The sequence below is a fragment of the Candidatus Clostridium helianthi genome, from assembly GCF_045310795.1.
GTDB lineage: Bacteria > Bacillota > Clostridia > Clostridiales > Clostridiaceae > Clostridium > Clostridium helianthi.
Window position 1 is genome coordinate 39,540 of the sequence record NZ_JBJIAB010000028.1, and the last position, 25,671, is coordinate 65,210.

The window sequence follows — 25,671 nt, forward strand, 5'->3', positions numbered from 1 at the left end:
TAATTATTTTCTGCAAAATTTCAAAGTCTTTAACTTTATGTTATCTTACAAAAATATTTGCGATGTATTTCCTTACTTAAAATCCAATTTTAATATATTAAAATCTCAATTCTTTTCATCCATATAATGTACCAACCTATTGTAATCTTCCTTTGTATCTGCATCTATCGTACACCCAAAATCCTCAACAGGAACTGTTACTATTTGGTCTTCAAGCTGATTCCATAATTCTCTAAGCCCCCCATCTCCATGAAAATTAATAATAAAATCTATGCATTTCCAAGAAATCAAAGGTGGATGTTTTCGTTGTCCATTAATAGTAGGAAAAGCCACCATAGCACCTGTTCTGCTTATGGACTCTTTCACCATAAGGAAAGTTTTTGTTTTAATTGCTGGCATATCTCCTGGAAGAAGATAAAAGGCATCACAGTTATCCAATGCTAATACTCCAAGCTTAACAGAAGCAAGCATATCCGTTTCAGCATATTTTTCATTGTATATAAATGTTAATTGTGAACAATCATATTTATTACGTAGTAAATTCTCAACTTCTTCAGCATTAAATCCCAAAACTACAACAATTTTATTTACCCCAGCATGAAACATACTATCAATACTGCACTCAATTATAGTTTTTTCTTTCAATTTCAGGAGTGGTTTAAATGCCTTCATGCGGCTAGATAAACCAGCAGCCACTATAATGCCATTAGTTTTCATCTAAGAATCTCCCTTTCTTAAAAACAAAAGAATAAATACTTCTTTTTATATATTATTTATTCTTTTGTTTTTTATAAAATGTATCTTTTAGTGGCAACTGAGATCGGAATTTTCCGTCTAATCTGTAATAAGCAAGAGAACAAGCTGGAGCTGTTGGAATCAAGCATAGTTCTCCACAACCTTTGGCACCATAAGTCTCTGGAATTTTATTTTTGCTCTGAACAAGAATAACTTCAAGCTCAGGGGCCTCAGTAGCTCTAATAAGTCCTAGCGTGCCTAGTTTTGTTTTAGGATAACTTCCTTCAATTTTAAATTCTTCTGTCAAAGCATAACCTAATCCCATAACCATACCACCTTCAATCTGACCTTCAACAGACTGAATATTAACAGGTGTTCCAACATCATATGCTGCAACTACTTTTTCAACTTTTCCTTCTTCATTTAAGATAACAACTTGAGCTCCATAGCTATAGCTCACATGACTAATTGGATTTTCTTTTATAGATCCCATTGGGTCTGTCTTTGCAGAATACTCTCCATAAAATTCTCTGCCTTCTAAATCATCAAGTCCTAAGCCTTTATCTAATTCTGCTTTCAATTTTTCAGATGCTCGTCTTACAGCTTCTCCAGTTACTACAGTTTGTCTAGAAGCTGTACTAGTTCCTGAGTTAGGTGTACGAATAGTATCTGGTCTTTCGTGTATTATAAGAACCGGATCTAACCCAGTTGTCTCACATAATACAGTAGTACACATTGTTGCAATTCCTTGCCCCATGCATGCTGCAGAAGTTCGAATATGAACTTTTCCATCTTCAATTGATAAAATACAACGCCCAATGTCTTTATTACCTACACCAGTTCCGCTATTTTTGAATCCAATAGCAATACCTGCATATGGATTTGATTCATATACATCCTTAACGGCTTCCAAACACTCTGCCATAGCAACACTTTCATCTGCTATCTGACCATTTGGCAAAACCTGACCAGGACGAATTGCATTACGATAACGAATTTCCCATGGTGAAATTCCGACCATTTCAGCAAGTAAATTAATGTTATTTTCAGTAGCAAAGCAACTTTGTATTACACCAAAGCCTCTAAATGCGCCAGATACAACATTGTTTGTGTAAACTGACATTCCTAGGATATCAATATTCTGATAATTATATGGTCCAGGTGCGTGAGTACATGCTCTTTGTAATACAGGCCCACCAAGAGATGCATACGCACCTGTATCGGCAATAATAACACCTTTCATAGCTGTCAAATAACCATTTTCATCGCAAGCTGTTGTAAACTCCATTTCCATTGGATGACGTTTAGTATGATAATCCAGACTTTCCTGTCTCGAGAATTTTACTTTACATGGTTTTTTCGTATACCAAGCCATTAATGCTGCATGATGCTGAACACTCATGTCTTCTTTACCACCAAATCCGCCTCCAACAAGTTGTGCATGACAATGTACCTTTTCTATTGGAATTTTAAGCATATTTGAAATCTCACGTTGCTCATCATAAACAGATTGAGAACCAGAATACAACAATATGCCATCTTCTCCTTCAGGCATGGCGATTGCACATTCTGGCTCCATAAATCCATGTTCCTGAAATGGTGTCTTATATTTTCTTGTTACAACATATTTAGAATTTTTAATTGCTTCATTAGCATTACCCCGTTTTAGAATATCACGGCTCATAATATTTCCATCAGAATGGATTAGAGGTGCATCTGCCTTTAAAGCATCTGTCGGACAAGTAATGGGTTCCAATTCAGTATAGTCAATTTCAACTAATTGACATACTTCATCAAGTTTGTCTTTATGGTAAGTTGCTACTAATGCCAATGCATCCCCTACATATCTAGTTGTATCTCCTTCAGCAATCATTACATCCCAGTCCTGCTTTATATGCCCAATTTTATTGTTTGGAACATCTTTTGCAAGTAAGACTTTTGCGCAGTCTGGGTGCGCTTCTGCTTTCTTTATATCAATTTTATTTATAATAGCTCTTGGATATTTTGTACGTACTGCTTTTACATATAACATTCCAGGTATTTCGATATCATCTACGAAAATACCTGTCCCATTTATTTTTTCAGCTGCATCAACACGTTTAAATTTCTGTGCCATTTTCAATTCAGTAGGAGCAGTTGGAATTTTAAGATTGTCCCTAAAATATTCTGCCGCCATTAAAATAGCTTCTTCAATTTTCTTATAGCCTGTACATCTACAAAGGTTTCCATTAATTGCTCTTTTCACATCTATTCTTGTTGGTTTAAGATTAATATCTAATAATGATTTTGCGGAGATTACCATTCCAGGAATACAAAAACCACATTGAACTGCACCTGCTTCTGCAAAACAATGTTCATAAACTTCCTTTTCTCTAGAGCTTAATCCTTCAACAGTTAAAATCTTTTTTCCTTCAAATTTTGATATCTTTTGGAGGCAAGCCTTTACTTTTTTCCCATCTACTAAAACGGTACATGCTCCACATGCCCCTTCGCTGCAACCATCTTTTACAGAAGTGATTCTCAAATCATCTCTTAAAAATGACATTAAAGATTTATCAATTTCAGATACTTCATCCTTACCATTTATATTTAATCTAAACATAAATAACCTCCCATTTCATATCTTTTAACAGTATTTACTATAAATAGTATAAATCTGTAAATAAATTCTAGCAAATTATTTCTCAAAAGAACTTGCTAAGTATAGTTTCTAACATTTTAATATATAGATAAATAACTTGTGAATTCAACTTATTAGATGAACATATTTGCAACGTTGCTAAAACTTTAAGTTCATATCTTCACTAGAAATCAAGTACATTTTTGTGGAGCAGGCATTTGAAAATAAGCTTATATAAGTACTTAATGGAAGCTTGTTTGCATTAGCTTTTCACAATGAAATTGGGATCAAGCTAATGTTAGTGTAAGCTTCCATTTAAATTTTCATAGTCCTGAGAAACAAAAATGTATTTGATTTTGGTAAGTTATCAAATAACTCTAAGTTGTATGCCAGATATCTGTAAGATTCATTCTGAAACTGAATTTTGCTTTATATTGCTTTCAATATTCCTATTGCCATGATTCAAAAATGCATTTAGAATTACGGCAGTTACTGATGCCGAAACTATACCACTACTAAAAATGGACTTGAAAAACGTTGGTGTTTGGTCAAGTAAAGTAGGTACAGCAGTAATTCCAAGACCTATACCAATAGAGCAAGCAACAATCATCATATTTGCATTATTATTAAAATCTACACTTTGAAGCATCTGAAAACCTGCGACTGCAACCATTGCAAACATTATTGTTGTAGCTCCGCCTATAACAGGCTGAGGAATAATAGTAGCTAATGCTGCAAATTTAGGAATCAATCCTAGTGAAATAAGAATAATACCAGATGCTATAACAACAAAACGGCTTTTTACTTTACTTAAAGCTAAAAGTCCTAGGTTCTGATTGAATGTTGTATATGGGAATGAATTAAAGATACCTCCTAAAAATGTTGAAATTGCTTCTGCTCTAAGTCCACGTACAATATCTTTTTCAGTGATAACCTTTTCACAAACCTTGCCAATTCCAAGAAATGTACCTGTTGATTCAATCATTACTGTTAACATAACGAATGTCATCATAATTATTGAACCAATATCAAATTTAGGTAATCCAAAATTAAAAGGATGAACAATACTTATCAATTTTGCATTTGTTACTACTGAAAAATCTACTTTTCCCATAAATGCTGCAACTATTGTTCCTAAAATAATACCATTTAAAACAGAAATTGCTTGAAAAAATCCCCTTAGAAATTTATTAGATATTAAAACAATTATCATTACAAATGATCCTAGTATAAGGTTGTCTACACTTCCAAAATCTTTAGCTCCTGAACCGCCACCAATACTAGTAACCCCTACATTTACTAAAGAAAGACCTATCATTGTAACTACTGTTCCTGTTACAACAGTAGGGAAAAACTTTAATATCTTTCCATACAATGGCGCTACTAATACAACAATAATTGCAGCTACTATTATAGAACCATACGCTGTTTGCATTCCTAAACTTTTACCAATAATAATTAGTGGACCAACTGCAGCAAATGTACAACCTAAAATTGCTGGCAACTTAATACCAACATACGGACCTATCCCAATTGCCTGTATTAAAGTTGCAATACCACAAGTAAATAAGTCTGCAGCCACCAAAAATGCTAATTGCTCGGGTGTTAAACCTACAGCACCGCCAATTATTAATGGTACTGCAACTGCACCTGCATACATTGCTAGTACATGTTGTAATCCTAAAATAGCAAGCTGACTTACTGGTAGCATCTCATTTACTTTGTCATCTTTTTTAATATTATTTTGTGACATAATCAACCTCCTCAATAAAATTTAGTATTAATTAATGTTAAAAAATTAACTTTCCCTAAATTATTTCAATTAGCACTTCCATAGTTCCACCACATGCCATACCTTCAGATTCGGCCACATCACCGGTCATGTCAACTTTCTCTATATAAAAACCTTTTTCTCGCATAATTTCTCTTGCCTTTTGCAATACACCAGATTCACTACATCCTCCGCCTATACTTCCGATAGTTCTGCCATCAGGATAAGTCAACATTTTAGCTCCCGCTTTTCTAGGAACTGATCCTTTAGAAGACAGTATAGTTATAAGTGCTTTAGGTTCTGATGATTTTTTAGATATATTTTCTAATATTTCTGCATCAAACTCTGGAATGGCAAAATTTTTACCAAACTTACTCATAGCCCCCTTATTTTTAAAGCTTATAAGCTGAGCTACTATAGAAATAGCTATTTCATCTGGAGTAATAGCATATATCTCTATACCTATTGGAGCATTAACCAATTCCAGCTTTTCTTTAGAAAAGCCCTCCTCTAATAGCTCGCTTCTCATAGCATTTACTCTGCGCCTTGAGCCTATCATTCCAACATAACTAAGGTCATGATTTAAGACTTGACGCAAAACAACTCCATCATATCTATGCCCTCTTGTTATAATAACTACATAATCGGACTTCTTTAAGTTAATTAAATCAAAGGATTTCTCGAAACTTTCACAAATAACTTTTTCTGCTTCAGGAAATCGCACTGTATTAGCAAAGGAAGGTCTATCATCTATAACCATAATAGAGAAACCTGCTCTTGATGCAAATTCTGATAAAGGTTTTGCTATGTGACCGCCACCAAAAACAATTAAACGTGGTTTAGGGATGAATGGTTCAATTAAAATAGTCTCATTTTCTTCTATATTAAAAGATTCAAGTTTCCCACTTTCTAAACAACTACATATTTTTTCGTAAATATAATCGCTAAGTGAAAGAGACTTTTTTTCTATATCTTCCTTTGTTAAAATAACTTTTCTGACAATGGAACCTTGTCTCTCACTATGCAAATCAAGATAAGTTAACATTACGCACTGATTACAGTTGTTAACTTCAATTAATATTTGCTTGTATATGTCTTCAAACATTTTTTCACCTTCTACCGTAAATATTCTCTTAATAATATTCTCACCATTCTCTTATCACTTTTTACAAATCTATCGTAATATTATTCCATTGTTGCAATGACTTCTATTTCAATAATTGCATCCATTGGTAATTTAGCAATTTGGACACAACTTCTTGCTGGTGGATTTTCTTTAAAATATGTTCCATAAACTTCATTTACTGCTGCAAAATCATTTAAGTCTTTTACAAATACAGTTGTTTTAAATACTTTATCCATACTTGTTCCTGCTTCTTCCAATATGGCTTTACAATTTTCTAAACTTTGTTTAGTCGCTGTTTTTATTTCAGTTTCTAAAACTTTTGTTTCCGGATTTAATGGTAGTTGACCTGAAGTATATACTAATCCTTGAACCACTACTCCTTGGGAGTATGGTCCTATTGCTGCTGGTGCCTTTTGTGTATTGATTATTTTTTTCAATTTTAATTCTCCTAATCTTGTTATATTTTATTTTCATTACACTTACTTTTAACAAAGATATTCATTTCCAAAATATTTTTTGATTAAATTCTATCCCATAGCTTTTGACTTACTTTTCTAGCTTCATTTAATATTTCATCTTCATTAACATTAAGAAGCTTACCATCTCTGACTAAAACATTTCCATTTACTATAGTTGTATCCACAGATTTTCCCATCATTCCAAATAAGATATGTGAATTGCAATTGCTTTCATTCATTGGCGTTAATGGATTGTAATCTACTATTATCACATCTCCATTAGCTCCTTTTTCAATAATCCCAAATTTTCCTGCAAAATGCCTTTCCGCAATACTTCTATTATTTTCAAATAGCATTAAAGGTACTTCCCCCCAAGCTACTGATGGATCTTTTAAATTATGCTTATGAATTATATTGGCAACCTTCATAGATTCAAACATATCTTGAGTATAACCATCTGTTCCAAGTCCCACAGTTACACCTTTCTTTATAAGGTCAAGCGCTGGTGATACACCTACTGCATTGCCCATATTTGATTCTGGATTATGCACTACAGATGTATTTGTATTTAAAAGTAATTCTTGCTCATTTTCATTTGCATGTACACAATGTACTGCAATTGTTTTTTCTCCCAATATATTAAAATCATTTAGTCTCTCTACTATTCTCTTGCCATGCTTTTCTATACATTGCTCTTCATCTGCTAATCCTTCAGCTACATGAATATGATATCCACAATTTAGCTTTTCAGCTTCCTTTACACATTTTTTTAAGGATTCATCAGATAACGTAAAGCTTGCGTGCATACCAAACATTGCAGACTTCATATTATCATGCTTTTCATTGCAATAATTTATATAATCTACATTTTCTTTAATTCCCTTTTCTAAGACTTCTTCTCCATCCCTATCAGATACTTCATAACAAAGCGAAGTTCTTATCCCAAGTTCTTCTGCTACCTTTCCAATTGTAAAAAGGCTGTCTTTAACAGCATTTGGACTTGCATGATGATCAAAAAATGTTGTTACTCCAAACTTTAAACTATCCATTAATGTTGTGTAAGCACTATACTTTATATCTTCTAAAGATAAGTTTTTATCTAATCTCCACCATAAATTATTTAATATATCTAAGAAGTTTTTAGATGTTGGACCATCTAAGTTCATACCTCTTGCAAATGCACTATATATATGTCCATGAGTATTTATAAGACCTGGCATGATAACTTTTCCTTTTGCATCTATATATTCTGCCTCATTATATTTATCTAAGATATCACCAGTATTTCCATAATCAATTATCTTACCATCATTTATAACTAATGCACCATTTTCAAAAAATGGATTTTCCTTGTTTTGAGTTATTAGTCTTCCATTACCTACAATTTTCATAAAAACTCCTCCATACCTTTTTATACCAGCTTTCGCCTTTTTAAATTTTGAACAACTACTTGGTTATTTATAGAACATTCATTGTGATCTAATTATTAATATCTACCATCCCAAACTATTTCTCTATATTTCTCTGGATCTGTATCTCCTTCTGTGCTAAATAAAAGCACTTTAGAATTTTCATCTAACTCTAAAGCTTCTTTTAAATCTTTATACTCATCATTAGTCATAATTTCATATAAAGCACCAGTCGTTACTGCTCCTGATTCACCTGAAATTACGCCTGTATCTCCCTTTAATGGATTTCCAAGAATCCTCATTCCTTTAGCAGCTACCCAATCAGGGCATGAAATAAATGCCTTTGAATAATTCTTTAGTATGGTAAAACCAATTGTGTTAACTTCTCCACAAGCAAGTCCAGCCATAATTGTTTGCATATCTCCACCAACTGCTCTTGCTTCCCCATCATTTGCTATTGCTGATTTATAGTAACAATCAGCAAGATTTGATTCTACTACTACAGTTTTGGGGCAGTCGTCTCCATATTGCGAAGCAAAGAAACCTTGAACAGCTCCTGCGAGTGAACCAACACCAGCTTGTACAAAAATGTGAGTAGGCTTTAAAACATCAAGTGCTTTTAATTGTTCACTTGCTTCTAAAGCCATTGTTCCATACCCTTGCATTATCCATACAGGTATTTTCTCATAGCCTTCCCATGCAGTATCTTGAATAATTACACCGTTATGTTCTTCTGCATATTTATTTGCGAGTCTTACGGCATCATCATAGTTTAGTTCTGTAATACTAGCTTCTGCACCTTCTGCCTTTATGTTATTTAATCTTTTAATTGAAGAGCCCTTTGGCATGAAAACTACTGATTTTTGTTTCAATCTATTAGCTGTCCATGCAACACCTCTTCCATGATTACCATCTGTTGCTGTTACGAAAGTTATATCTCCAAGCTTATCTTTAACTTCCTTACAAGTCATTTTTTCATATGGTAAATCGTCTATATCCTCACCTAACTTTTCTGCTAAATATTTCCCCATAGCAAATGAGCCACCTAACACTTTAAATGCATTTAATCCAAATCTATAAGATTCATCCTTTAAATATATTCCTCCCAATCCAATCTTTTCAGCTAACTCTTTTAAATCTATTAATGGTGTTTCATCATATTCTAAAAAACTTTCATGAAATTTCTTTGCCTTTGATACTTCTTCTTTATTAAGAAATTTTACACTTTCTTCTTTATCAGTTTTAGGCAATGTATTTTCTTTCCATAATATTTTTTCCATTATAATTCCTCCTATTAAATTAATTCTTATCTTACTAAAAGTTTAATTACTTTATGCTAAGCCAAATTAGCTTGTTATTTTTTTGAATTTGCCCAAATATCACTTCTTCTGCTAGATCAAAATATTGATCTAAATCAAATTTCCCCTCATCAATTAAATATTGCAGTGAAGCACCTAGCATTAAAGACACTGCTAAGTACGGTAACATGTCCAAATTCATCATATCTTTATCTTCGATTTGATCACCTTTATATAAAACTTCACGAATATTGTCACGCCAAATTTCAAATGTATTTTTAAATTTTAGTTTTATTTCTTCATTTACTGTTCCTTGCACCCAATAATCAATCTGGGTATAATCAAATTCCTTTTTGTTGAGAATATCATTCTTTTTTTGATCAAAAAAACCTCTGATATTTTCAACTACACTTTTATTTTCCAAATTAATATAATTCTTTCGATCATTAGAAAATTCTTCTTGTATCTTATCTAAAAGAGAAATCAATATATCATTTTTAGATGAGAAATGATAATGTAAATTTGCTTGACTCATATGCGCTTCATTGGCAATCATATGCATACGAGTACCACTAATTTTCTCTTTTGAAACCACTTTCATTGTAGCCTTTAGTATTTTTTCTTTAACGTCACCAGACATAATTAATCCCATCTTTCTTGTAACATTTTATTATGTAGAAATTTATGTTTATCCAATTGATTTTCCTCTTATCCGATAACTAGCATTCGTAAACTCTCCCAATAGTGAATATTTCAAACTTACAGATACTTGTTCTATCTTTAATAGAAAATATCATATTGGCTGAACTAGGTGATATAGTTTGTTTTAGACACTGAAAATAAATAACAAATCCAAAGTTGCCATGATTATTTTTTGAATGTGACTTATTAAATCTAAACACCTAGTTACCTTGTTTTGAATAGGCATTTTAACTTATCTCGCAAGTTTTGTGATTACTAATGTTTTAACTCATAATATACTTCCTAATAATCATTAACTTGTATATAAGTTACTATTCCATGATTTTATTCAAATGGAAGTAAAATATACCTAAGAATGAATAATACTGCAAGTATATATACTATTGGATGGATTTCTTTTGGTCTGCCTGTAGCTATTTTGGTTATTGGATAAAAAATCATAGCAGCTGCAATTCCATTAGCTATACTATAAGAAAAAGCCATTAATGATATAGCAAAAAAAGCTGGAACTGCTTCTGTAAAATCGCTGAAATCTATATTAACAATTGCTGACATCATTAAAACACCTACTATTACAAGGGCTGGAGCTGTTGCTTGTCCTGGAACTATACCAACAAGGCCTGAGAAGAATAATGATAAAATAAATAATATTCCAACTACTGTTGAAGTAAGTCCAGTTCTTCCTCCTTCTGAAACACCGGCTGTAGATTCAATATATGTTGAAATGGTACTTGTACCTAAAACTGAACCAGCAGTTGTTGCTACTGCATCACAAATCAATGCTTTTTTCATTCTTAAAACCTTACCGTTTTCGTCAACCATTCCTGCTTTTGTAGCTGTACCTACAAGAGTTCCGATAGTATCAAAAAGATCAACTAAACAAATAGTTATAACAACCATTATAACGCTAAGAAATGCGCCTCCTATTGATGTGCCGCCTTTTGAAAAAAGTCCTGCAAAATCAAATGCTGCAAATGTAGGAGCAAGTGATGGTGGTGCACTGAAAACATGTAAATTTTCAAGTGATGTGATTTTGAATGGAATTCCTATTATTGTAGTTGCAATTATTCCAATTAAAATTGAACCCTTAATCCCCCTAGCCATTAAAACAGCAGTTATTATGATTCCTATTATAGTAAGCAGTGTTCCTGGATTTGCAAAGTTTCCGAATCCAACTAGTGTTGCTGGATTTGACACTACTACACCACCAGATTTCAATCCAATAAGAGCTATATAGAGACCAATACCTCCAGAAATTGCATATTTTAGATTTTGAGGTATTGCATCAACTATCTTTTCTCGTATGGATGTTACTGTAATAAGTATAAATAATACCCCTGACATGAATACGCATGATAAAGCCTGATGCCATGTAAAACCTAAGGTTAAACATACAGTATACGTAAAAAATGCATTAAGACCCATACCAGGAGCCTGAGCAAAAGGAAGATTTGCATACAGCCCCATTATTAATGTGCCAATGGCAGCTGCGAGACAAGTAGCTACGAAAACTGATGATACTATTGGATCAGAGCCTACACTAAACTGTGCTGCTGCATCTCCTACTGCATTTGCAGAATTCATACCAGCTATTTTTAATATATTAGGATTAACAAATATAATGTATGCCATTGTAACAAAAGTAGTAATTCCAGCAAGTATTTCTGTCTTTACATTTGAGTTATTTTCTTCCAAGTGAAAATAACTCTCCAAAAATGATGGTTTTTGTTTGGTTACATCTTTTTTCATGAAATGTCCTCCTTAAAATTATAGCTAGTGTTAGGCACAATCAAATAAATAACAAATTCATGTGCCTTATTGTTGTTTCAATTTTCTAAATCCTTGCCATACACTCCCCCTCTTGTAATGGTACATAACCTCTTCGCTTGCTATCTATTTAATTTTTAATACTAAAGGATATAATCATACTTATCTATACACGTTTGAATTAGACTAGCCATTTCTTTTGAAACTTTTGATTGCTGCGAAGCAGTATAACTTATAATATCGCTTTCTTCAGTTCTTACTAGACAAATTCCTTTTTCTAAATTTTCAATAAAGAATCCTTTGTTATCACTATTTTCAAAATCTTCTTTACTCCAAAAAACTGTTATTTTATCCTTATATGGATTTCCTTTATGAGGACAAAAAATACCACAATTACCGCACTCATTACACATACCATCTAAATGTATAACCTGATGATTAGAAACAAAATCACTGTTTACATTAATCATTACGTTTGCTCTATTAGGACAAACATCAACGCATAATTCACAAATGTTCTTGCACCCTAAACATCTATCAGCCTCTTCCTCGCAAGACTTTAAATCTCCTAATATTCCCTTCCTTCCATATAATATCTTTTCATCAGTACAATAACCTTTTTGCTTAAAATCAGAACTCAAATCTTCTTTTGCTAGAATATCTTTTGTAACTATTTTTGCATCTGCTATTGCATTAACAATTGTAGATGGACCTTTTTTTAAATCGCCAATAATATATACATTTTCAATATTTGTTTCTAATTTTTCGTTAACAATAGGAAACTCATTAGAATCCAAATTTATTTCATTTTGTCTTAACAAATTACTATCAATTTTTTCACCTGTTGCTATAATGACTGTATCTGCATCTAATGTTGTTATTTCTCCAGTACCTACAGAACTTCTTCTTAAGGATGCATCTCTATCACCTAAGATCATTTTTTCACAAGTAAGTTTTCCATCATTAATAGAAATTGGCGTAAGGAGTTCTTTAAGTAAAATACCTTCAGAAATAGCAAGTTCTATTTCTTCATTATCCGCTGGCATATATTTTTTAGTTCTTCTATATATAATAGAAACCTCTTCAACACCACTCACTCTTTTAGCTGAGCGTGCTGCATCCATGGCAACATCTCCTCCTCCAATAACACAAACTTTTTTACCTAAAGCAATATTTCCTTTTTGTTTCTTATATTTTTCTAAAAATGAAATAGCATTAATTGCTTTATTATCGCAATCGCTTAGTGAAACTTTTCCAGGTTTCCATGCTCCTATGGCTAACACTACATAATCATATTCCTTTTTTAATTCCTTCAAATTAATATTTTCATCTACACAAAATTGAAATTTTACTCCTTGCTTTTTAACCATTTCCAAGTCTTTTTTAATCATTTCAGAAGAAATTCTAAACTCAGGTATAGCATGTTCTACGACACCCAATGCACTCTCCTTTTTATCCCTTACAGTAACATCTACACCATTTCTCCTTAAGAAAAGAGCTAATGAAAGACCTGCAGGACCAGCTCCAATAATAACAACTTTTTTCCCAGTTCTAATATCTGTTGGTTCAATAGACTCAATAAATTTATCCTGTGCATTTAAAACTGCAATTTGTTTTAAATCTCTGATTGAAACAGATTCATCATAATCAAGTCTAGTACATTTAGTCTGGCATTTATGATTACAAATAGTTGATGTAATAGCCGGTAACGCGTTATCTATGGCAATTATTGAAAAAGCCTCATCATATTTTTTTTGTCCTACTAAAGCTGTATATTGTGGGATTTGCTGATTAATTGGACATCCTACAGAGCAAGGTGCAACTGCACAATCATAAAATTCAAGGTTAGAATTAAGTTTTCTGCTATTAACAAGTCGTAGTTCTTTTCGATAATGTTTATCATTAATAGTTTCCTTGACTATGTCCTCCAGAATTTCTACATTAATTCCAGAAATTTTACCATTAAGCTGCTTCTCAACTTTTTTAGCCATTTGAGTTATTCTTTCGTAACCACCTGGCTTTAAGATAGATGTAGCAAATGTTATTGGACTAATTTCTGTAGATAATATTTTATCAATATTAAAGAAATCAGCCCCACCTGAATAAGAAATTTGTAAATCACCATTAAATTCTTTAGCTAATTTACTTGCTAAAGATATAGATAGTGGGAATAATGCACGTCCTGACATATACATTTCTTCCCCTGGTAATTCATTATTAATTATTTTAGCTGGCAGTGTGTTAGTTAGTTTAACTCCTATTTCTAAATTTAAGTTATTTGCGACCGCCTTCAAACGTTTTAGCATTGCAACTCCATCTGAGTACTGCAAATCATTTGTAAAATGATGTCCATTAAGAACTATATAGTCATATCCCATAGCTGTTAAAGTTTCTTTAACAAACTTTTCTCCTAGTAATGTAGGATTCATTTTAATATAAGTATTTAATTTCTTTTCTTCAAGAAAATAGCTAGCAATGCTTTCAATTTCATTAGCAGGACAACCATGAAGTGTTGAGATAGTAATAGATGAACAAATAGTTGGTGAAATTTTTTCCAAATCTTCCTTTGTAAATTCAGAAAACATATCTATATGAGAAAGAAGTGTTTCTTGACATTCTGTCCAAATTTTTGTAGACGAAGCGTCTTGCATCCCTTTAATATAAGTATCAATTTTAGAAGATTTTATGCCTTTCAAGTCATATCCAACGCTCATATTGAACATAAAATCTCTTTCCTTTGCGAATTTGAGCTCTTTCATTAAGACATGAAGTAAAAACCAGGCTTTTACATATTCATCAAAGGCTTCTGACACTTTTAATTCTGTAGACCACTCTACGTTGTACCCCTCATCTTGTGCATTGATGCAAGGTTTAGACACTGTAATATCTTCTCCATCGATAACTTGTACTGTTTTTAATTCAATAAAACGACTTCCAGTTAAATATGCACAAACAATATTTTGTGTTAATTGCGAATTGGGACCTGCTGCCGGTCCAATTGGTGATGAAAGTTTCTCATTAAATAAAGTAATTGATTTTCCAGTTTCATTATAATAAAATTTATCTTTATGCACGCCAAAAATAGATTCTTTTTCTTTTAACTCTCTAGTAATCCAAGTTAACATTTTTTCAAAAGGAATGCGTTGCATTTTATCACTCATAAATAATCCCCCTATTTTCTATTTTTTTCTGTTTAAATTATAGATACCCCAGCTAAGACCTGAACTTATGCGTATGTCTCACCGAAATGAATATAAGTCAATACTTATTGACTAGTTAATCAAATTTTAGTATAAAAATATTCAATATTGTTTGGGCTCTTCTATCTTTTTACCTGCTACATATCTTTCCTTAATATTTCTGTCATCACCGGTGTAAATAAATTTTTCAAGTCTTTCTTCTATTGATAATGGCTTGAAGATGGATAGACTGCTATCGTCAATAATTAAGGCATCAAATTCATATCCTTCTTCAAAACTTCCCACTTTACCAAAAAATTTTCCTCCGCCCTTTGTTGCCAAATATAATAATTCTGCTGTGGTCAAAGGCTTGTCTTCTTTATTACTTTCTAGCCATTTTAACTTTGACACCTGAGCACAACTAGCAATTACATTCGCCATCGATACACTATGTCCACCTGATATATCTGTTCCAAGTCCTATGTTTAACCCTTTTTTCATCAATTTTCGAATAGGTGCAATACCACTTGATAAATTGTTATTTGAATTAGGACAGTGGGCAATGAAAGCTTCTTTTTTCACCATTAGTTCAATTTCTTCTTCTTCTAACCAAATACAATGGGCCATTATAGTAGGAAGATCACCAAGCAATCCCGCTTCATTATAGACACTTGCATAGTTTTTTAATTTGGGATGTAGTTTTTTCACAAAACTAATTTCGCTCAAATTTTCACTCAAATGAGATTGCACTGGAACATTATATTTTTTTGATAATTCCCCAAGACTTTTTAAGAGCTCAAAGCTGCATGTTGGAACAAATCTTGGTGTAATAATAGGTTTCACTAATTCATATTTTTGCCCATATTCATCTAATAGTTCTTTGGTATTATGAATGGATTCCTCCGTACTTTCTAATAAATATTCTGGTGCATTTCTATTCATATTAACCTTTCCTACATATGCACCTAATCCTGCTTCTGCAAACAAATCCATTAATAACTTTGTTGAATTCTTATGAATGGTAGCAAAAACGCAAGATCTTGTAGTGCCATATTTCCATAAACTTTTTACAAAAGCAGAATACACTTTTTTTGCATAGTCTATATCTGAATATTTTTTTTCTTCTGGGAAGGTATATGAATCTAACCATGGCATAAGTTCCTTATCTAGTCCTAATCCTAGATTTGGAAACTGTGGTGCATGTGAATGGATGTCAATAAATCCTGGTATTATAAGTGCATGTCCATAATCTAAAATCTTTAGTTTACTGAATTTTTCAGGCAGCTCTTTATAAACACCTTTAACAAATTTACCATCAATAATAATATATCCACTTTCAAATATTTCATATTTACCTAACTCTTTAGTAAAAATAATATTGCCTTTAACAATATACTCATCTTGCATCACAAGACCTCCTAATAAGGCACATTCAAAAATGTAATTTTCTTTCATGTACCCAAAATATACATTACTAATGATCAAAGGGTCACTTTTATAAATTAAATATAAATCTCTAAGGAAACGTTTACTATATTGTTAATTTGACAAACTAGTCATTTATTATTTTTATTATCACTAACTGACTAGTTGATCAATTCCAATTATATTCCATATATTGGTATTTTCAATCAATTTATATATGCCAGTAATATATTTCATCTAAGCTTATTTATTTTACATATGAGTTCTATTATTATATATATCTGATTTGTACAGAATTATTACTTATTAAATTAATAATCTACAGGATGAAAGACTAATTGTTCAATTTTTTATTAATCCTTTTAAATATTTTACAGTAATATATTTAATCCTCATTGTTATTTAAATAGCTGTAAAGTGAATATTTTGAAATATCATAGAACTTTGAAATTTTATCTCCCGATCTTTTAATTAAAAGCGCACCTTTACTCTCTAAATATTTAATGGCTTTCATTTTATCTTCTTTAGTCATAACTGCAACAGGTTTGCCAATTAATTGATATGATTCCTCAATTAAATCTTTAAGAAGTTGATTAACATCAGTTGGAATTGTAACATCACCTTCATCACTGCGTTCTACTTCCTTTATTGAAACAAAATCTTCTATAATCTTATTAGATACCATTAGCTGAGTGATATCATAATTAATACAAAGAAGTGCTTTCGCTTTACCATTTTCATCTGGAATACATATAGTAGTAGATTTCAAAATACGTCCATCATTTGTACGGGTACTATAACTATAATGGTCTTTATGCTGAAGATTTGAGTGAATTGTTTCCATTGCAATTCGCGATGCAACATCCCCAACTTTACGTCCTGTAACATGACCATTTTCAATCGCTATAATGCTATGTTCATATCCTGCTTTTAGATCATGAATCGCAACTTCACAATTTGGCCCAAACTCTTCCGCAATCCCTTTAATAAGCCTTTTAAAAAAATCCAAATCATCATATACATTCATATTAAAATCTCCCTTATCGTCTTATATTTACATTACAATGCAAATATGCCTCTGTTAATAATTCAAAGCATGCAACCAACTCTTATGGCTGATGTGCTTAATATATTAAATAAACAATCTAATCTTATTCAATTACTTTTCTCTTGATAAATTTTCCATCACCTTTTTTCCCTAAAAACTTATTATTTTTATAAGCTACTTTACCACTCTGTATTACAATATCAATATCTCCCTTTATTGTCATGCCTTCAAAGCATGTGTAATCTACGGCTCCATGAAGCATACTTCTTGTAAGAGTATACTCAGAATTTGGGTCAATTATAGTAATATCAGCATCCCCACCTGGAATCAAATAACCCTTTTTAGGATAAAGTCCATAAATCTTTGCAGGCTTTGTACATAAAAGTTCTACAAAACGATTAATTGAAATTTTCTTTTTCATAACGCCTTCAGAGAAAATCACCCTTACTCGTTCAGCAACGCCAGGAGCTCCATTAGGGCATTTTGTAAAATCGTTAATCCCCTTTTGTTTATCGCCTTTTAGATTAAATGAACAATGATCAGTAGCAATTACATTAATTGCACCATCTTGTACGCCTTTCCATAGAGCATCAATATCATTACTTTGACGCAAAGGTGGAGACATTACATATTTTAGTCCGTTATTGTCTGGCTCAAGATATTTTTTCTCTGTCATTGTGAGGTACTGAGTGCAAGTTTCAGAAAAAATATTCTTTTGCCCCTGCGCTCTTGCTTTTCTTATCTCATCCAATCCTTTTTCAGTAGAAATATGAACAATATAAATCGGTGCATCTCCTGCCAATGCTGCAAGATGTAGCACTCTGCTAATTGCCTCTGCTTCACAATGGTCTGGTCGTGATTTTGCATGGTATATTGTTTCTAAACAGCCATTTGAAACATACTTTTCTCTAAGGTAATTTATAACATCATTGTTTTCAGCGTGTACAGCAATAATTACTCCCAATTCTTTTGCTTTTTTTAGTACCTTTAAAATTGAGACGTCATCCAGTTTAAAATCATATGTCATATAAATCTTAAAGCTAGAAATTCCTTCTTTAGCCAAAGACTCCATTCCAGATAAAACCTCATCATTTACATGCTGTATTACTCCATGAAATCCATAATCAATTACTGATTTTCCATTAGCTAATTTATGATATTCGTCAATTTGATGACGAAGAGCACAATTTTTAGGACCAAAGGCTACATGGTCAACAATACTTGTAGTTCCACCGCAAACAGCTGCAACAGTTCCAGTATAAAAGTCGTCTATTGAACGACTATTTCCAGATTGCAAATCCATATGAGTATGCACATCCACTGCTCCAGGAATTATATACATTCCCGAAGCATCAATAATTTCAGCATTATCATTGGACAAATTTGTTCCAATACAAGTTATTTTATTATTTTCTATCATAATATCTGAACAATAACTTTCTGATTCAGTAACAATAATTCCATTCTTAATAATAATCATTCATAAGCACTTCTTTCATTTTATGTTTTTGTGATTATTCCTTATATGTAGTTGTATTCCTCTCCTCCTAAATCTCTAGTTAAACTTATATCCTCAATGAGTACAATTTCCAACAGCTAGCTGTGGGGCAAAATATTTATGATTTCAGTGAGTTACTGCATAAGTCTAGGCTACGATTTTGATATCTATAGATATCAAATTTGAGAATTATACTTATAGATTGAAAAATCTACTATATCAGAAAGGACAGGTACTCTTTTGTAACCACAGGGGTCATAATATGCAGTGTTACATTAGAGAATATGTTGCAGGCATTTCTTCATCATAAGTTGTTCCATTTTTGCTTGTCACGAGCTTGTCTCGGGAGCATGCTGAAATGGTGCAACTTATGATGTTAGAAAGCCTCAACTTATTCTCAGTAACCGAAACAACAGAGTACCTGTCCTTTCGGTAAGTTATTGCATAAGGCTAAGTTTTGTTTTGGATATCTATAGCATAATGCATAAATTTAACTTTACATTTTAAAGTGAGTTCCTGTTTTGCCTAAAATTCCATCATGTACTTTGCTTAGAAGCGTAATAATTGCAGTCCTTCCTTTACCTGAAGAAACAAATTCTAAAGCTGCTTGCACTTTTGGCAACATAGACCCTGGTGCAAATTGGCCTTCATCAATATATTTTTTAGCTTCTTCTACAGTTAGTGAATCCAACCATTTAACATCTGGCTTTCCAAAGTTTATAGCAACCTTTTCTACTGCGGTTAGTATAATTAAACAATCTGCATCTATCTCTTTAGCTAATAGCGCAGCTACAGAATCTTTATCGATTACCGCTGGTACACCTTTTAAATGATTGTTTTCTGTTTGAATAACTGGAATTCCACCACCACCACATGCAATAACTATTTCCCCAACCGATACTAGTTCTAAAATCGTTTCCTTTTCAATTATATCAATAGGTTTTGGAGAACAAACAACTTGCCTATATCCCCTACCTGAATCTTCTTTCATCACTATTCCAGTCTTCTCTAATTTTTCAGCATCCTCTTTTGAATAAAAACCTCCAATTGGCTTTGTAGGGGTTAAAAATGCTTTATCATTTGGATCCACAAGAGTTTGAGTAATGAGAGTTGTGACAGGATTATTTAAATTACGTGATAAAAGTTCTTCCCTAATCGCATTTTGCAAATCATATCCAATATACCCTTGGCTCATTGCAACACACATTGTTAATGGTATTTGAGATTTTTTAACAAACTCCATTGCTGAGTTTATCATTCCCACTTGCGGTCCATTTCCATGAGTAATAACTACCTGATTTCCACTTTCGATCAAATCTACAATACTTTCAGCAGTTAATTTAACTGATTTCATTTGTTCCTCCAGTGTATCTCCCAGTGCATTTCCTCCTAACGCTATTACAATCTTACTCACCATATATCACTCCAATTCTCTTTTTAAATATTTAGGTACATGAGAATAAATAACAAGTCTAAACTTGCCATGAAATGTTCTTATATTCAGCATAGCTGCTCTTTTTAAATAAGATGTTCTTATATGCAGCATAGCTGCTCTTTTTAAATAAAATGTTCTTATATGCAGCATAGCTGCTCTTTTTAAATAAAATGTTCTTATATGCAGCATAGCTGCTCTTTTTAAATGTGTATATTTTTTATTAGTTACTAACCCCTGAATCTTATATCCTCACTTTGAGCCATTTTTTCTAAAACTTCTGCAGGATTCTTTACCTTTGCTAGAAGAATCATTGCCGCTATAATATATGGCTTATAGCTTGCTTCTTTATAAAGTGGAACTCTGTAACGATCAAATACAGAATCTTCAACTTCACCTTTCTCACATGACAAATTACTAATATCAGCTGGTAAGCAATGTAAATAAAGTGCCTTTCCAGCTTTAGTTGTTTTCATTAATTCCTCTGTACATTCCCAATCTTTATGTTCTGCATTTTGAGCAAGAAGTTTTTTCTCTAATTCTTTAATACCTTCATAATCACCTTCTGAATAAAGATCAGTACGTTCTTTCATTGCTGCAAAAGGAGCCCAGCTCTTTGGATATACTATATCTGCATCTTTAAATGCTTCTGCCATATTATTAGTTTTTGTGAATGTTCCACCTGATTCCTTAGCGTTATTACGAGCTATATTTTCAACTTCTTCCATTACTTCATAGCCTTCTGGATGTGCTAAGCAAACGTCCATACCAAAACGTGTCATTAACCCTATAACCCCTTGTGGTACAGATAATGGTTTACCGTAAGATGGTGAATAAGCCCAAGACATAGCTATTTTTTTACCCTTTAAATTTTCAATGCCACCAAACTCATGTATGATATGCAGCATATCTGCCATAACTTGAGTTGGATGATCAATATCACATTGTAGATTTACTAATGTTGGTTTTTGTTCAAGAACTCCATCTTCGTATCCTTCCCTTACTGCATCAGCAACTGTATGCATATATTTATTTCCTTTTCCAATATACATATCATCACGAATTCCGATGACATCAGCCATAAATGAAATCATGTTAGCTGTTTCCCTTACAGTTTCACCATGAGCGACTTGACTTTTACCCTCATCTAAGTCTTGTACTTCAAGACCTAAAAGATTACATGCACTAGCATAGGAAAAACGAGTACGTGTTGAATTATCACGGAATAATGAAATTCCAAGTCCACTATCAAACAATCTTGTTGATTTGTTATTTCTACGTAATTCTCTTAATGCATCTGCCACTTCATAAACTGCCTTTAACTCATCTGTAGTTTTTTCCCATGTAAGAAAAAAGTCATTTTTATACATTTGATCAATTTCTAAGCTTTTTAATGCATTAACATATTTATCGACAATATTCATAATTTTAATATCCCCCTTAATTTTCGCTGACAATATTTATTTATTTGAAATATATATAGTTGGAACAGCAGCATAAACTGCAGCACATTTTACTAAATCTTCTTTCCATGTCTTTTCATTAGGAGCATGTGCTTGAGCTTCTGCACCAGGTCCAAATCCTATTACAGGAATTCCATTACGTCCCATGATTGAAACACCGTTTGTAGAGAATGTCCATTTATCAGTAAGTGGACGAGCTTTTCTCATTGCTTCATTTTCAGCAGCACCGATTCTTGTTGTGCCGTAAAGACCTTTATATGCTTCTTCTAATGCTTTTGTTACAATATGATCTTCTGGAATTACCCAAGTTGGGAAGTAGCATTCAATTGGGTATGCTAAACCAGTGTAGCTTGGTCTATCATAGTTATACATACTTACTGTTGCATTGTATTTTTTAACAGCTGGAAGTTGACGAATTTCTTCTAAACAGCTTTCCCAAGTCTCACCTGCTGTCATACGGCGGTCTAATGAAATTGAGCATGAGTCAGCAACTGCGCAACGGCTTGGTGAAGTATAGAATACTTGAGAAGTTGTAACAGTACCTCTTCCTAAGAAGTTAGCCTCTTTAAACTCTGGGTTGTATTTTTCATCTAACATTTTTACTAAGCCTTTGATTTCTTTATTATCAGCTGCATCATTTTCGTTAAGGTCACGAATGTTCATTAATATTTCAGCCATTTTATAAATTGCGTTGTCTCCTCTTTCTGGAGCTGAACCGTGGCATGAAATTCCTTGAACATCAACACGTATTTCCATACGGCCTCTTTGTCCTCTATAGATACCACCATCTGTTGGCTCTGTAGAAACCACAAATTCAGGTCTGATTTTACTTTCTTTGATTATATATTCCCAGCAAAGTCCATCACAATCTTCTTCTTGAACTGAACCAACAACTAATGCTGTGTATTTTTCATTTAAAAGGCCTAAGTCTTTCATTATTTTTGCACCATAAACAGATGAAACGATTCCGCCTAATTGATCAGAAGTACCACGTCCACCTATTTCAGTTTCTGTTTCATATCCTTCGTATGGATCAAAGTCCCAGTTATCTCTGTTTCCTATACCAACTGTATCAATATGAGCATCAAAGCCTATTAAAGTTTCTCCTGTACCCATATATCCTAAAATATTACCCATTGGATCTATTTCTACTTTATCAAATCCAACGCTTTTCATTTCTTGTTCTATTCTTTTTATAACGCCTTCTTCTTCTGCACTTTCACCAGGTATTGCAACTAAATCACGAAGAAATTTGGTCATATCCTCCTTATAGTTTTCAGACTTTGATTTAATTTGATCAAAATTCATATTCTCTTCCCCTATCTTAATTAATATTTTATTTGAAATCATATTTATCTGATGTCTATCCGCTGTAACACTTGCACTCACAAACCCAACCTGAGTCAAGTTTCACTTGATAATGGAAATAAATGCTTGTTTACTTTGTTTGTAATGATATTTAGTAGCCTATAAAATCCACTTCTGAAATATTATTATTAAATTAATCTCTTATATATTCTACAAATCATTTTATTTCCTAAAAAAAATTTTTTATGTCAAATTTATTTTTATGGTAATATCATACATCTTTTCAATTAAATTGTAAATATTTTCAAATTATCTTTTTTAATAATATTTCTATTATTTTTTTACTATCAGAAAACAAAATTAAGCATATGTAATACACTATTGTATTTTTATAGAATTAATGCTAATATTATAAAAATCATAATAAAACCGAACTAAACATTATCAAACATGACTATATAAAACATATTTAAATATTGTATTATATATTTATTCTATTTTGCATGGTTTTTTAACAATAATAATCTACTACAATTAAAATTTTTAAACTGGCTACCACTAAATTATGCTATATCTTTTAACAATTTTTTAGTCTGTCTAACTTTTGAGGAGGAATTAATATGGATTTTTCACCTTTATGGATTTCTATAAAAACTGCTACATTATCAACAACAATAACATTCTTTTTAGGAATTATAGTTTCTTATTGGATGTCAAATTTTAAAGGAAAATCTAAAGGAATAATAGATGGGTTATTTACTTTACCTTTAATTCTTCCTCCAACTGTTGTAGGTTTCTTTTTATTGCTTATCTGTGGTAAAAATGGTCCTATAGGAAAGCTACTAGACCTCTTCAATACTTCTTTAATTTTCAGCTGGAGTGCTACGGTTATTGCTGCTATAGTGGTTTCATTTCCTATGATGTATAGAACTACACGTTCTGCTTTTGAGCAAATAGATATTAATATTCTTTCTGCTGCCAGAACTCTTGGACTTAGTGAATTTAAAATATTTTATAAAATCGCTATTCCATTAGCCATGCCAGGTATTATAGGTGGACTAGTTCTATCTTTTGCAAGAGCTATGGGTGAATTTGGTGCAACACTTATGCTAGCAGGTAATATCCCAGGGAAAACTCAAACTATGCCACTTGCAATATTCTTTGCGGCCGAAGGTGGAGATATGCAAAAAGCAATTCTTTGGGTTATTATAATTGTTACTTTATCATTATTTCTAATTCTAATATTAAACTATTGGTCAGAAGTTCAATTAAAACTTATGGGAAGGAGTGCTAAATAATGTCCTTATACGTAAATATAGAAAAACATCTCTCCTCATTTAATTTAAATGTGAATTTTGAGCAAAAAAGCGGTGTTCTAGGTTTCTTAGGTGCATCAGGATCTGGTAAGAGTATGAGTTTAAAATGTATATCCGGATTAGTTACTCCTTCTAGAGGAAAAATAATTGTAAATGATAAGATTTTTTTTGATTCAGAGAATAAAATTAATTTAACTCCACAGAAAAGAAAAATCGGTTATCTATTTCAAAATTATGCTTTGTTTCCTAATATGAATATAATTGATAATATTGAAATAGGTATTTCTAAGATGGAAAAAGATCAAAAGAAATCCTTAGTCAGAGAATATATAGAAAGATTACATCTTGGTGGACTCGAAAAACGCTATCCTTGGCAGTTATCTGGTGGGCAGCAGCAAAGAGTAGCTTTAGCTAGAGCACTTATAACGTCTCCTGATATTTTACTTTTAGATGAGCCTTTCTCTGCTTTAGATCAACATTTAAGAAATGATTTAGAAAAAGAGTTAATGTCTATAGTAAAAGATTATAGTGGTAATGTTATCTTTGTTACTCATGATATAGCTGAAGCTTATAGAGTTTGCGACAATATAATTGTTTATGAAAATGGAGTTTCTTTAGAAAATCGAGAAAAGAGAGACTTATTTAAACATCCTAAAAGTCTTACAGAAGCTACATTAACAGGATGTAAAAATATATCTAAAGCTAAAAAGACTGGGAAAAATACCATTTATGCTGAAAATTGGGGGCATGAATATGTTATTAATAAGGAGATTCCAGACAATATCCAATATATCTGCATAAGAGCTCATGATATCGAAATATGTGGAAACAATAATAAAAACATTAATACTTTTCCTTATACTATTGATACTATTATAGAAAATCCCTTTGAATTCACTATATATATGAAAAACAATACTAAAAAAGATGCAAAATTGATTGAATTTAAGGTAGAAAAAAAGAATATGAATTTCTCTCTAAACACTAGTGTATATCTCAACTTTCCAAATGACCATCTATTTTATTTTTAGACTTAAGTCATTTACTACTATACATAATTAAAAAGACCCATTTTAAATTTATGTGAATATACAAAAGGTGATGGATAAGCTTAAG

18 protein-coding genes are annotated in these 25,671 nt (G+C 32.1%); 2 read left to right on the forward strand and 16 right to left on the reverse strand.

Annotation, left to right across the window (positions count from 1 at the left end):
• Window positions 1-105: 105 nt before the first annotated feature.
• The 16 genes from ACJDTP_RS18800 to ACJDTP_RS18875 all read right to left on the reverse strand — a co-directional run bounded on the left by ACJDTP_RS18800 (window position 106) and on the right by ACJDTP_RS18875 (window position 23,239).
• A complete protein-coding gene (locus tag ACJDTP_RS18800; protein ID WP_077855895.1) occupies window positions 106-717 on the reverse strand; it encodes a nucleotidyltransferase family protein in 612 nt (203 codons plus the stop codon).
• A gap of 52 nt (window positions 718-769) precedes the next feature.
• Window positions 770-3,337, reverse strand: coding sequence for a selenium-dependent xanthine dehydrogenase (xdh, locus tag ACJDTP_RS18805; protein WP_406762101.1), 2,568 nt, complete (start codon window positions 3,335-3,337; stop codon window positions 770-772).
• Between the two features lie 424 nt (window positions 3,338-3,761).
• The gene (locus ACJDTP_RS18810; RefSeq protein WP_406762102.1) at window positions 3,762-5,108 is read right to left on the reverse strand and encodes a nucleobase:cation symporter-2 family protein; all 1,347 of its coding nucleotides are present in this window, start codon (window positions 5,106-5,108) and stop codon (window positions 3,762-3,764) included.
• Between the two features lie 55 nt (window positions 5,109-5,163).
• Window positions 5,164-6,231, reverse strand: a complete 1,068-nt coding sequence (locus ACJDTP_RS18815; protein WP_406762103.1) for an XdhC family protein — start codon at window positions 6,229-6,231, stop codon at window positions 5,164-5,166.
• Between the two features lie 80 nt (window positions 6,232-6,311).
• Entirely contained in the window at window positions 6,312-6,689 is a 378-nt protein-coding gene (locus ACJDTP_RS18820) for a RidA family protein (protein WP_406762104.1), read from the reverse strand.
• An 83-nt stretch (window positions 6,690-6,772) separates the two neighbouring features.
• Window positions 6,773-8,101, reverse strand: coding sequence for a putative aminohydrolase SsnA (gene ssnA, locus ACJDTP_RS18825; protein WP_406762105.1), 1,329 nt, complete (start codon window positions 8,099-8,101; stop codon window positions 6,773-6,775).
• 95 nt (window positions 8,102-8,196) lie between these two features.
• On the reverse strand, window positions 8,197-9,399 hold the full coding sequence (gene dpaL, locus ACJDTP_RS18830) for a diaminopropionate ammonia-lyase (protein WP_406762106.1): 1,203 nt from the start codon (window positions 9,397-9,399) through the stop codon (window positions 8,197-8,199).
• A 46-nt stretch (window positions 9,400-9,445) separates the two neighbouring features.
• Window positions 9,446-10,057 (reverse strand): TetR/AcrR family transcriptional regulator, encoded by a 612-nt coding sequence (locus ACJDTP_RS18835; RefSeq protein ID WP_406762107.1) that lies wholly within the window; start codon window positions 10,055-10,057, stop codon window positions 9,446-9,448.
• Window positions 10,058-10,443: 386 nt separating this feature from the next.
• Entirely contained in the window at window positions 10,444-11,868 is a 1,425-nt protein-coding gene (locus ACJDTP_RS18840; protein ID WP_406762108.1) for an NCS2 family permease, read from the reverse strand.
• 161 nt (window positions 11,869-12,029) lie between these two features.
• The gene (ygfK, locus tag ACJDTP_RS18845; RefSeq protein ID WP_406762109.1) at window positions 12,030-15,047 is read right to left on the reverse strand and encodes a putative selenate reductase subunit YgfK; all 3,018 of its coding nucleotides are present in this window, start codon (window positions 15,045-15,047) and stop codon (window positions 12,030-12,032) included.
• A 141-nt stretch (window positions 15,048-15,188) separates the two neighbouring features.
• The gene (guaD, locus tag ACJDTP_RS18850) at window positions 15,189-16,472 is read right to left on the reverse strand and encodes a guanine deaminase (RefSeq protein ID WP_406762110.1); all 1,284 of its coding nucleotides are present in this window, start codon (window positions 16,470-16,472) and stop codon (window positions 15,189-15,191) included.
• Window positions 16,473-16,875: 403 nt separating this feature from the next.
• Window positions 16,876-17,517, reverse strand: a complete 642-nt coding sequence (locus ACJDTP_RS18855) for a helix-turn-helix transcriptional regulator (protein WP_012058202.1) — start codon at window positions 17,515-17,517, stop codon at window positions 16,876-16,878.
• Window positions 17,518-17,641: 124 nt separating this feature from the next.
• Entirely contained in the window at window positions 17,642-19,018 is a 1,377-nt protein-coding gene (gene hydA, locus ACJDTP_RS18860; RefSeq protein WP_406762111.1) for a dihydropyrimidinase, read from the reverse strand.
• Window positions 19,019-19,532: 514 nt separating this feature from the next.
• On the reverse strand, window positions 19,533-20,453 hold the full coding sequence (arcC, locus tag ACJDTP_RS18865) for a carbamate kinase (protein ID WP_406762112.1): 921 nt from the start codon (window positions 20,451-20,453) through the stop codon (window positions 19,533-19,535).
• Between the two features lie 245 nt (window positions 20,454-20,698).
• Window positions 20,699-21,892, reverse strand: coding sequence for a knotted carbamoyltransferase YgeW (gene ygeW, locus ACJDTP_RS18870; RefSeq protein ID WP_406762113.1), 1,194 nt, complete (start codon window positions 21,890-21,892; stop codon window positions 20,699-20,701).
• A 36-nt stretch (window positions 21,893-21,928) separates the two neighbouring features.
• Window positions 21,929-23,239: a YgeY family selenium metabolism-linked hydrolase gene (locus ACJDTP_RS18875; protein ID WP_103698583.1), complete on the reverse strand. Its 1,311-nt coding sequence runs from the start codon at window positions 23,237-23,239 to the stop codon at window positions 21,929-21,931.
• A 620-nt stretch (window positions 23,240-23,859) separates the two neighbouring features.
• On the opposite strand from ACJDTP_RS18875, the gene modB reads away from it, so the two are divergent.
• On the forward strand, window positions 23,860-24,537 hold the full coding sequence (gene modB, locus ACJDTP_RS18880) for a molybdate ABC transporter permease subunit (RefSeq protein WP_077844832.1): 678 nt from the start codon (window positions 23,860-23,862) through the stop codon (window positions 24,535-24,537).
• Entirely contained in the window at window positions 24,537-25,586 is a 1,050-nt protein-coding gene (locus tag ACJDTP_RS18885) for a sulfate/molybdate ABC transporter ATP-binding protein (protein WP_078117395.1), read from the forward strand. Before modB ends, ACJDTP_RS18885 begins: the two co-directional genes overlap by 1 nt.
• Window positions 25,587-25,671 lie beyond the last annotated feature (85 nt).

Coding starts and splice junctions, on each gene's coding strand:
- ACJDTP_RS18800 (WP_077855895.1), bottom strand. CDS start 717: ATGAAAACTAATGGCATTATAGTGGCTGCTGGTTTATCTAGCCGCATG.
- xdh (WP_406762101.1), bottom strand. CDS start 3,337: ATGTTTAGATTAAATATAAATGGTAAGGATGAAGTATCTGAAATTGAT.
- ACJDTP_RS18810 (WP_406762102.1), bottom strand. CDS start 5,108: ATGTCACAAAATAATATTAAAAAAGATGACAAAGTAAATGAGATGCTA.
- ACJDTP_RS18815 (WP_406762103.1), bottom strand. CDS start 6,231: ATGTTTGAAGACATATACAAGCAAATATTAATTGAAGTTAACAACTGT.
- ssnA (WP_406762105.1), bottom strand. CDS start 8,101: ATGAAAATTGTAGGTAATGGAAGACTAATAACTCAAAACAAGGAAAAT.
- dpaL (WP_406762106.1), bottom strand. CDS start 9,399: ATGGAAAAAATATTATGGAAAGAAAATACATTGCCTAAAACTGATAAA.
- ACJDTP_RS18835 (WP_406762107.1), bottom strand. CDS start 10,057: ATGTCTGGTGACGTTAAAGAAAAAATACTAAAGGCTACAATGAAAGTG.
- ACJDTP_RS18840 (WP_406762108.1), bottom strand. CDS start 11,868: ATGAAAAAAGATGTAACCAAACAAAAACCATCATTTTTGGAGAGTTAT.
- ygfK (WP_406762109.1), bottom strand. CDS start 15,047: ATGAGTGATAAAATGCAACGCATTCCTTTTGAAAAAATGTTAACTTGG.
- guaD (WP_406762110.1), bottom strand. CDS start 16,472: ATGCAAGATGAGTATATTGTTAAAGGCAATATTATTTTTACTAAAGAG.
- ACJDTP_RS18855 (WP_012058202.1), bottom strand. CDS start 17,517: ATGAATGTATATGATGATTTGGATTTTTTTAAAAGGCTTATTAAAGGG.
- hydA (WP_406762111.1), bottom strand. CDS start 19,018: ATGATTATTATTAAGAATGGAATTATTGTTACTGAATCAGAAAGTTAT.
- arcC (WP_406762112.1), bottom strand. CDS start 20,453: ATGGTGAGTAAGATTGTAATAGCGTTAGGAGGAAATGCACTGGGAGAT.
- ygeW (WP_406762113.1), bottom strand. CDS start 21,892: ATGAATATTGTCGATAAATATGTTAATGCATTAAAAAGCTTAGAAATT.
- ACJDTP_RS18875 (WP_103698583.1), bottom strand. CDS start 23,239: ATGAATTTTGATCAAATTAAATCAAAGTCTGAAAACTATAAGGAGGAT.
- modB (WP_077844832.1), top strand. CDS start 23,860: ATGGATTTTTCACCTTTATGGATTTCTATAAAAACTGCTACATTATCA.
- ACJDTP_RS18885 (WP_078117395.1), top strand. CDS start 24,537: ATGTCCTTATACGTAAATATAGAAAAACATCTCTCCTCATTTAATTTA.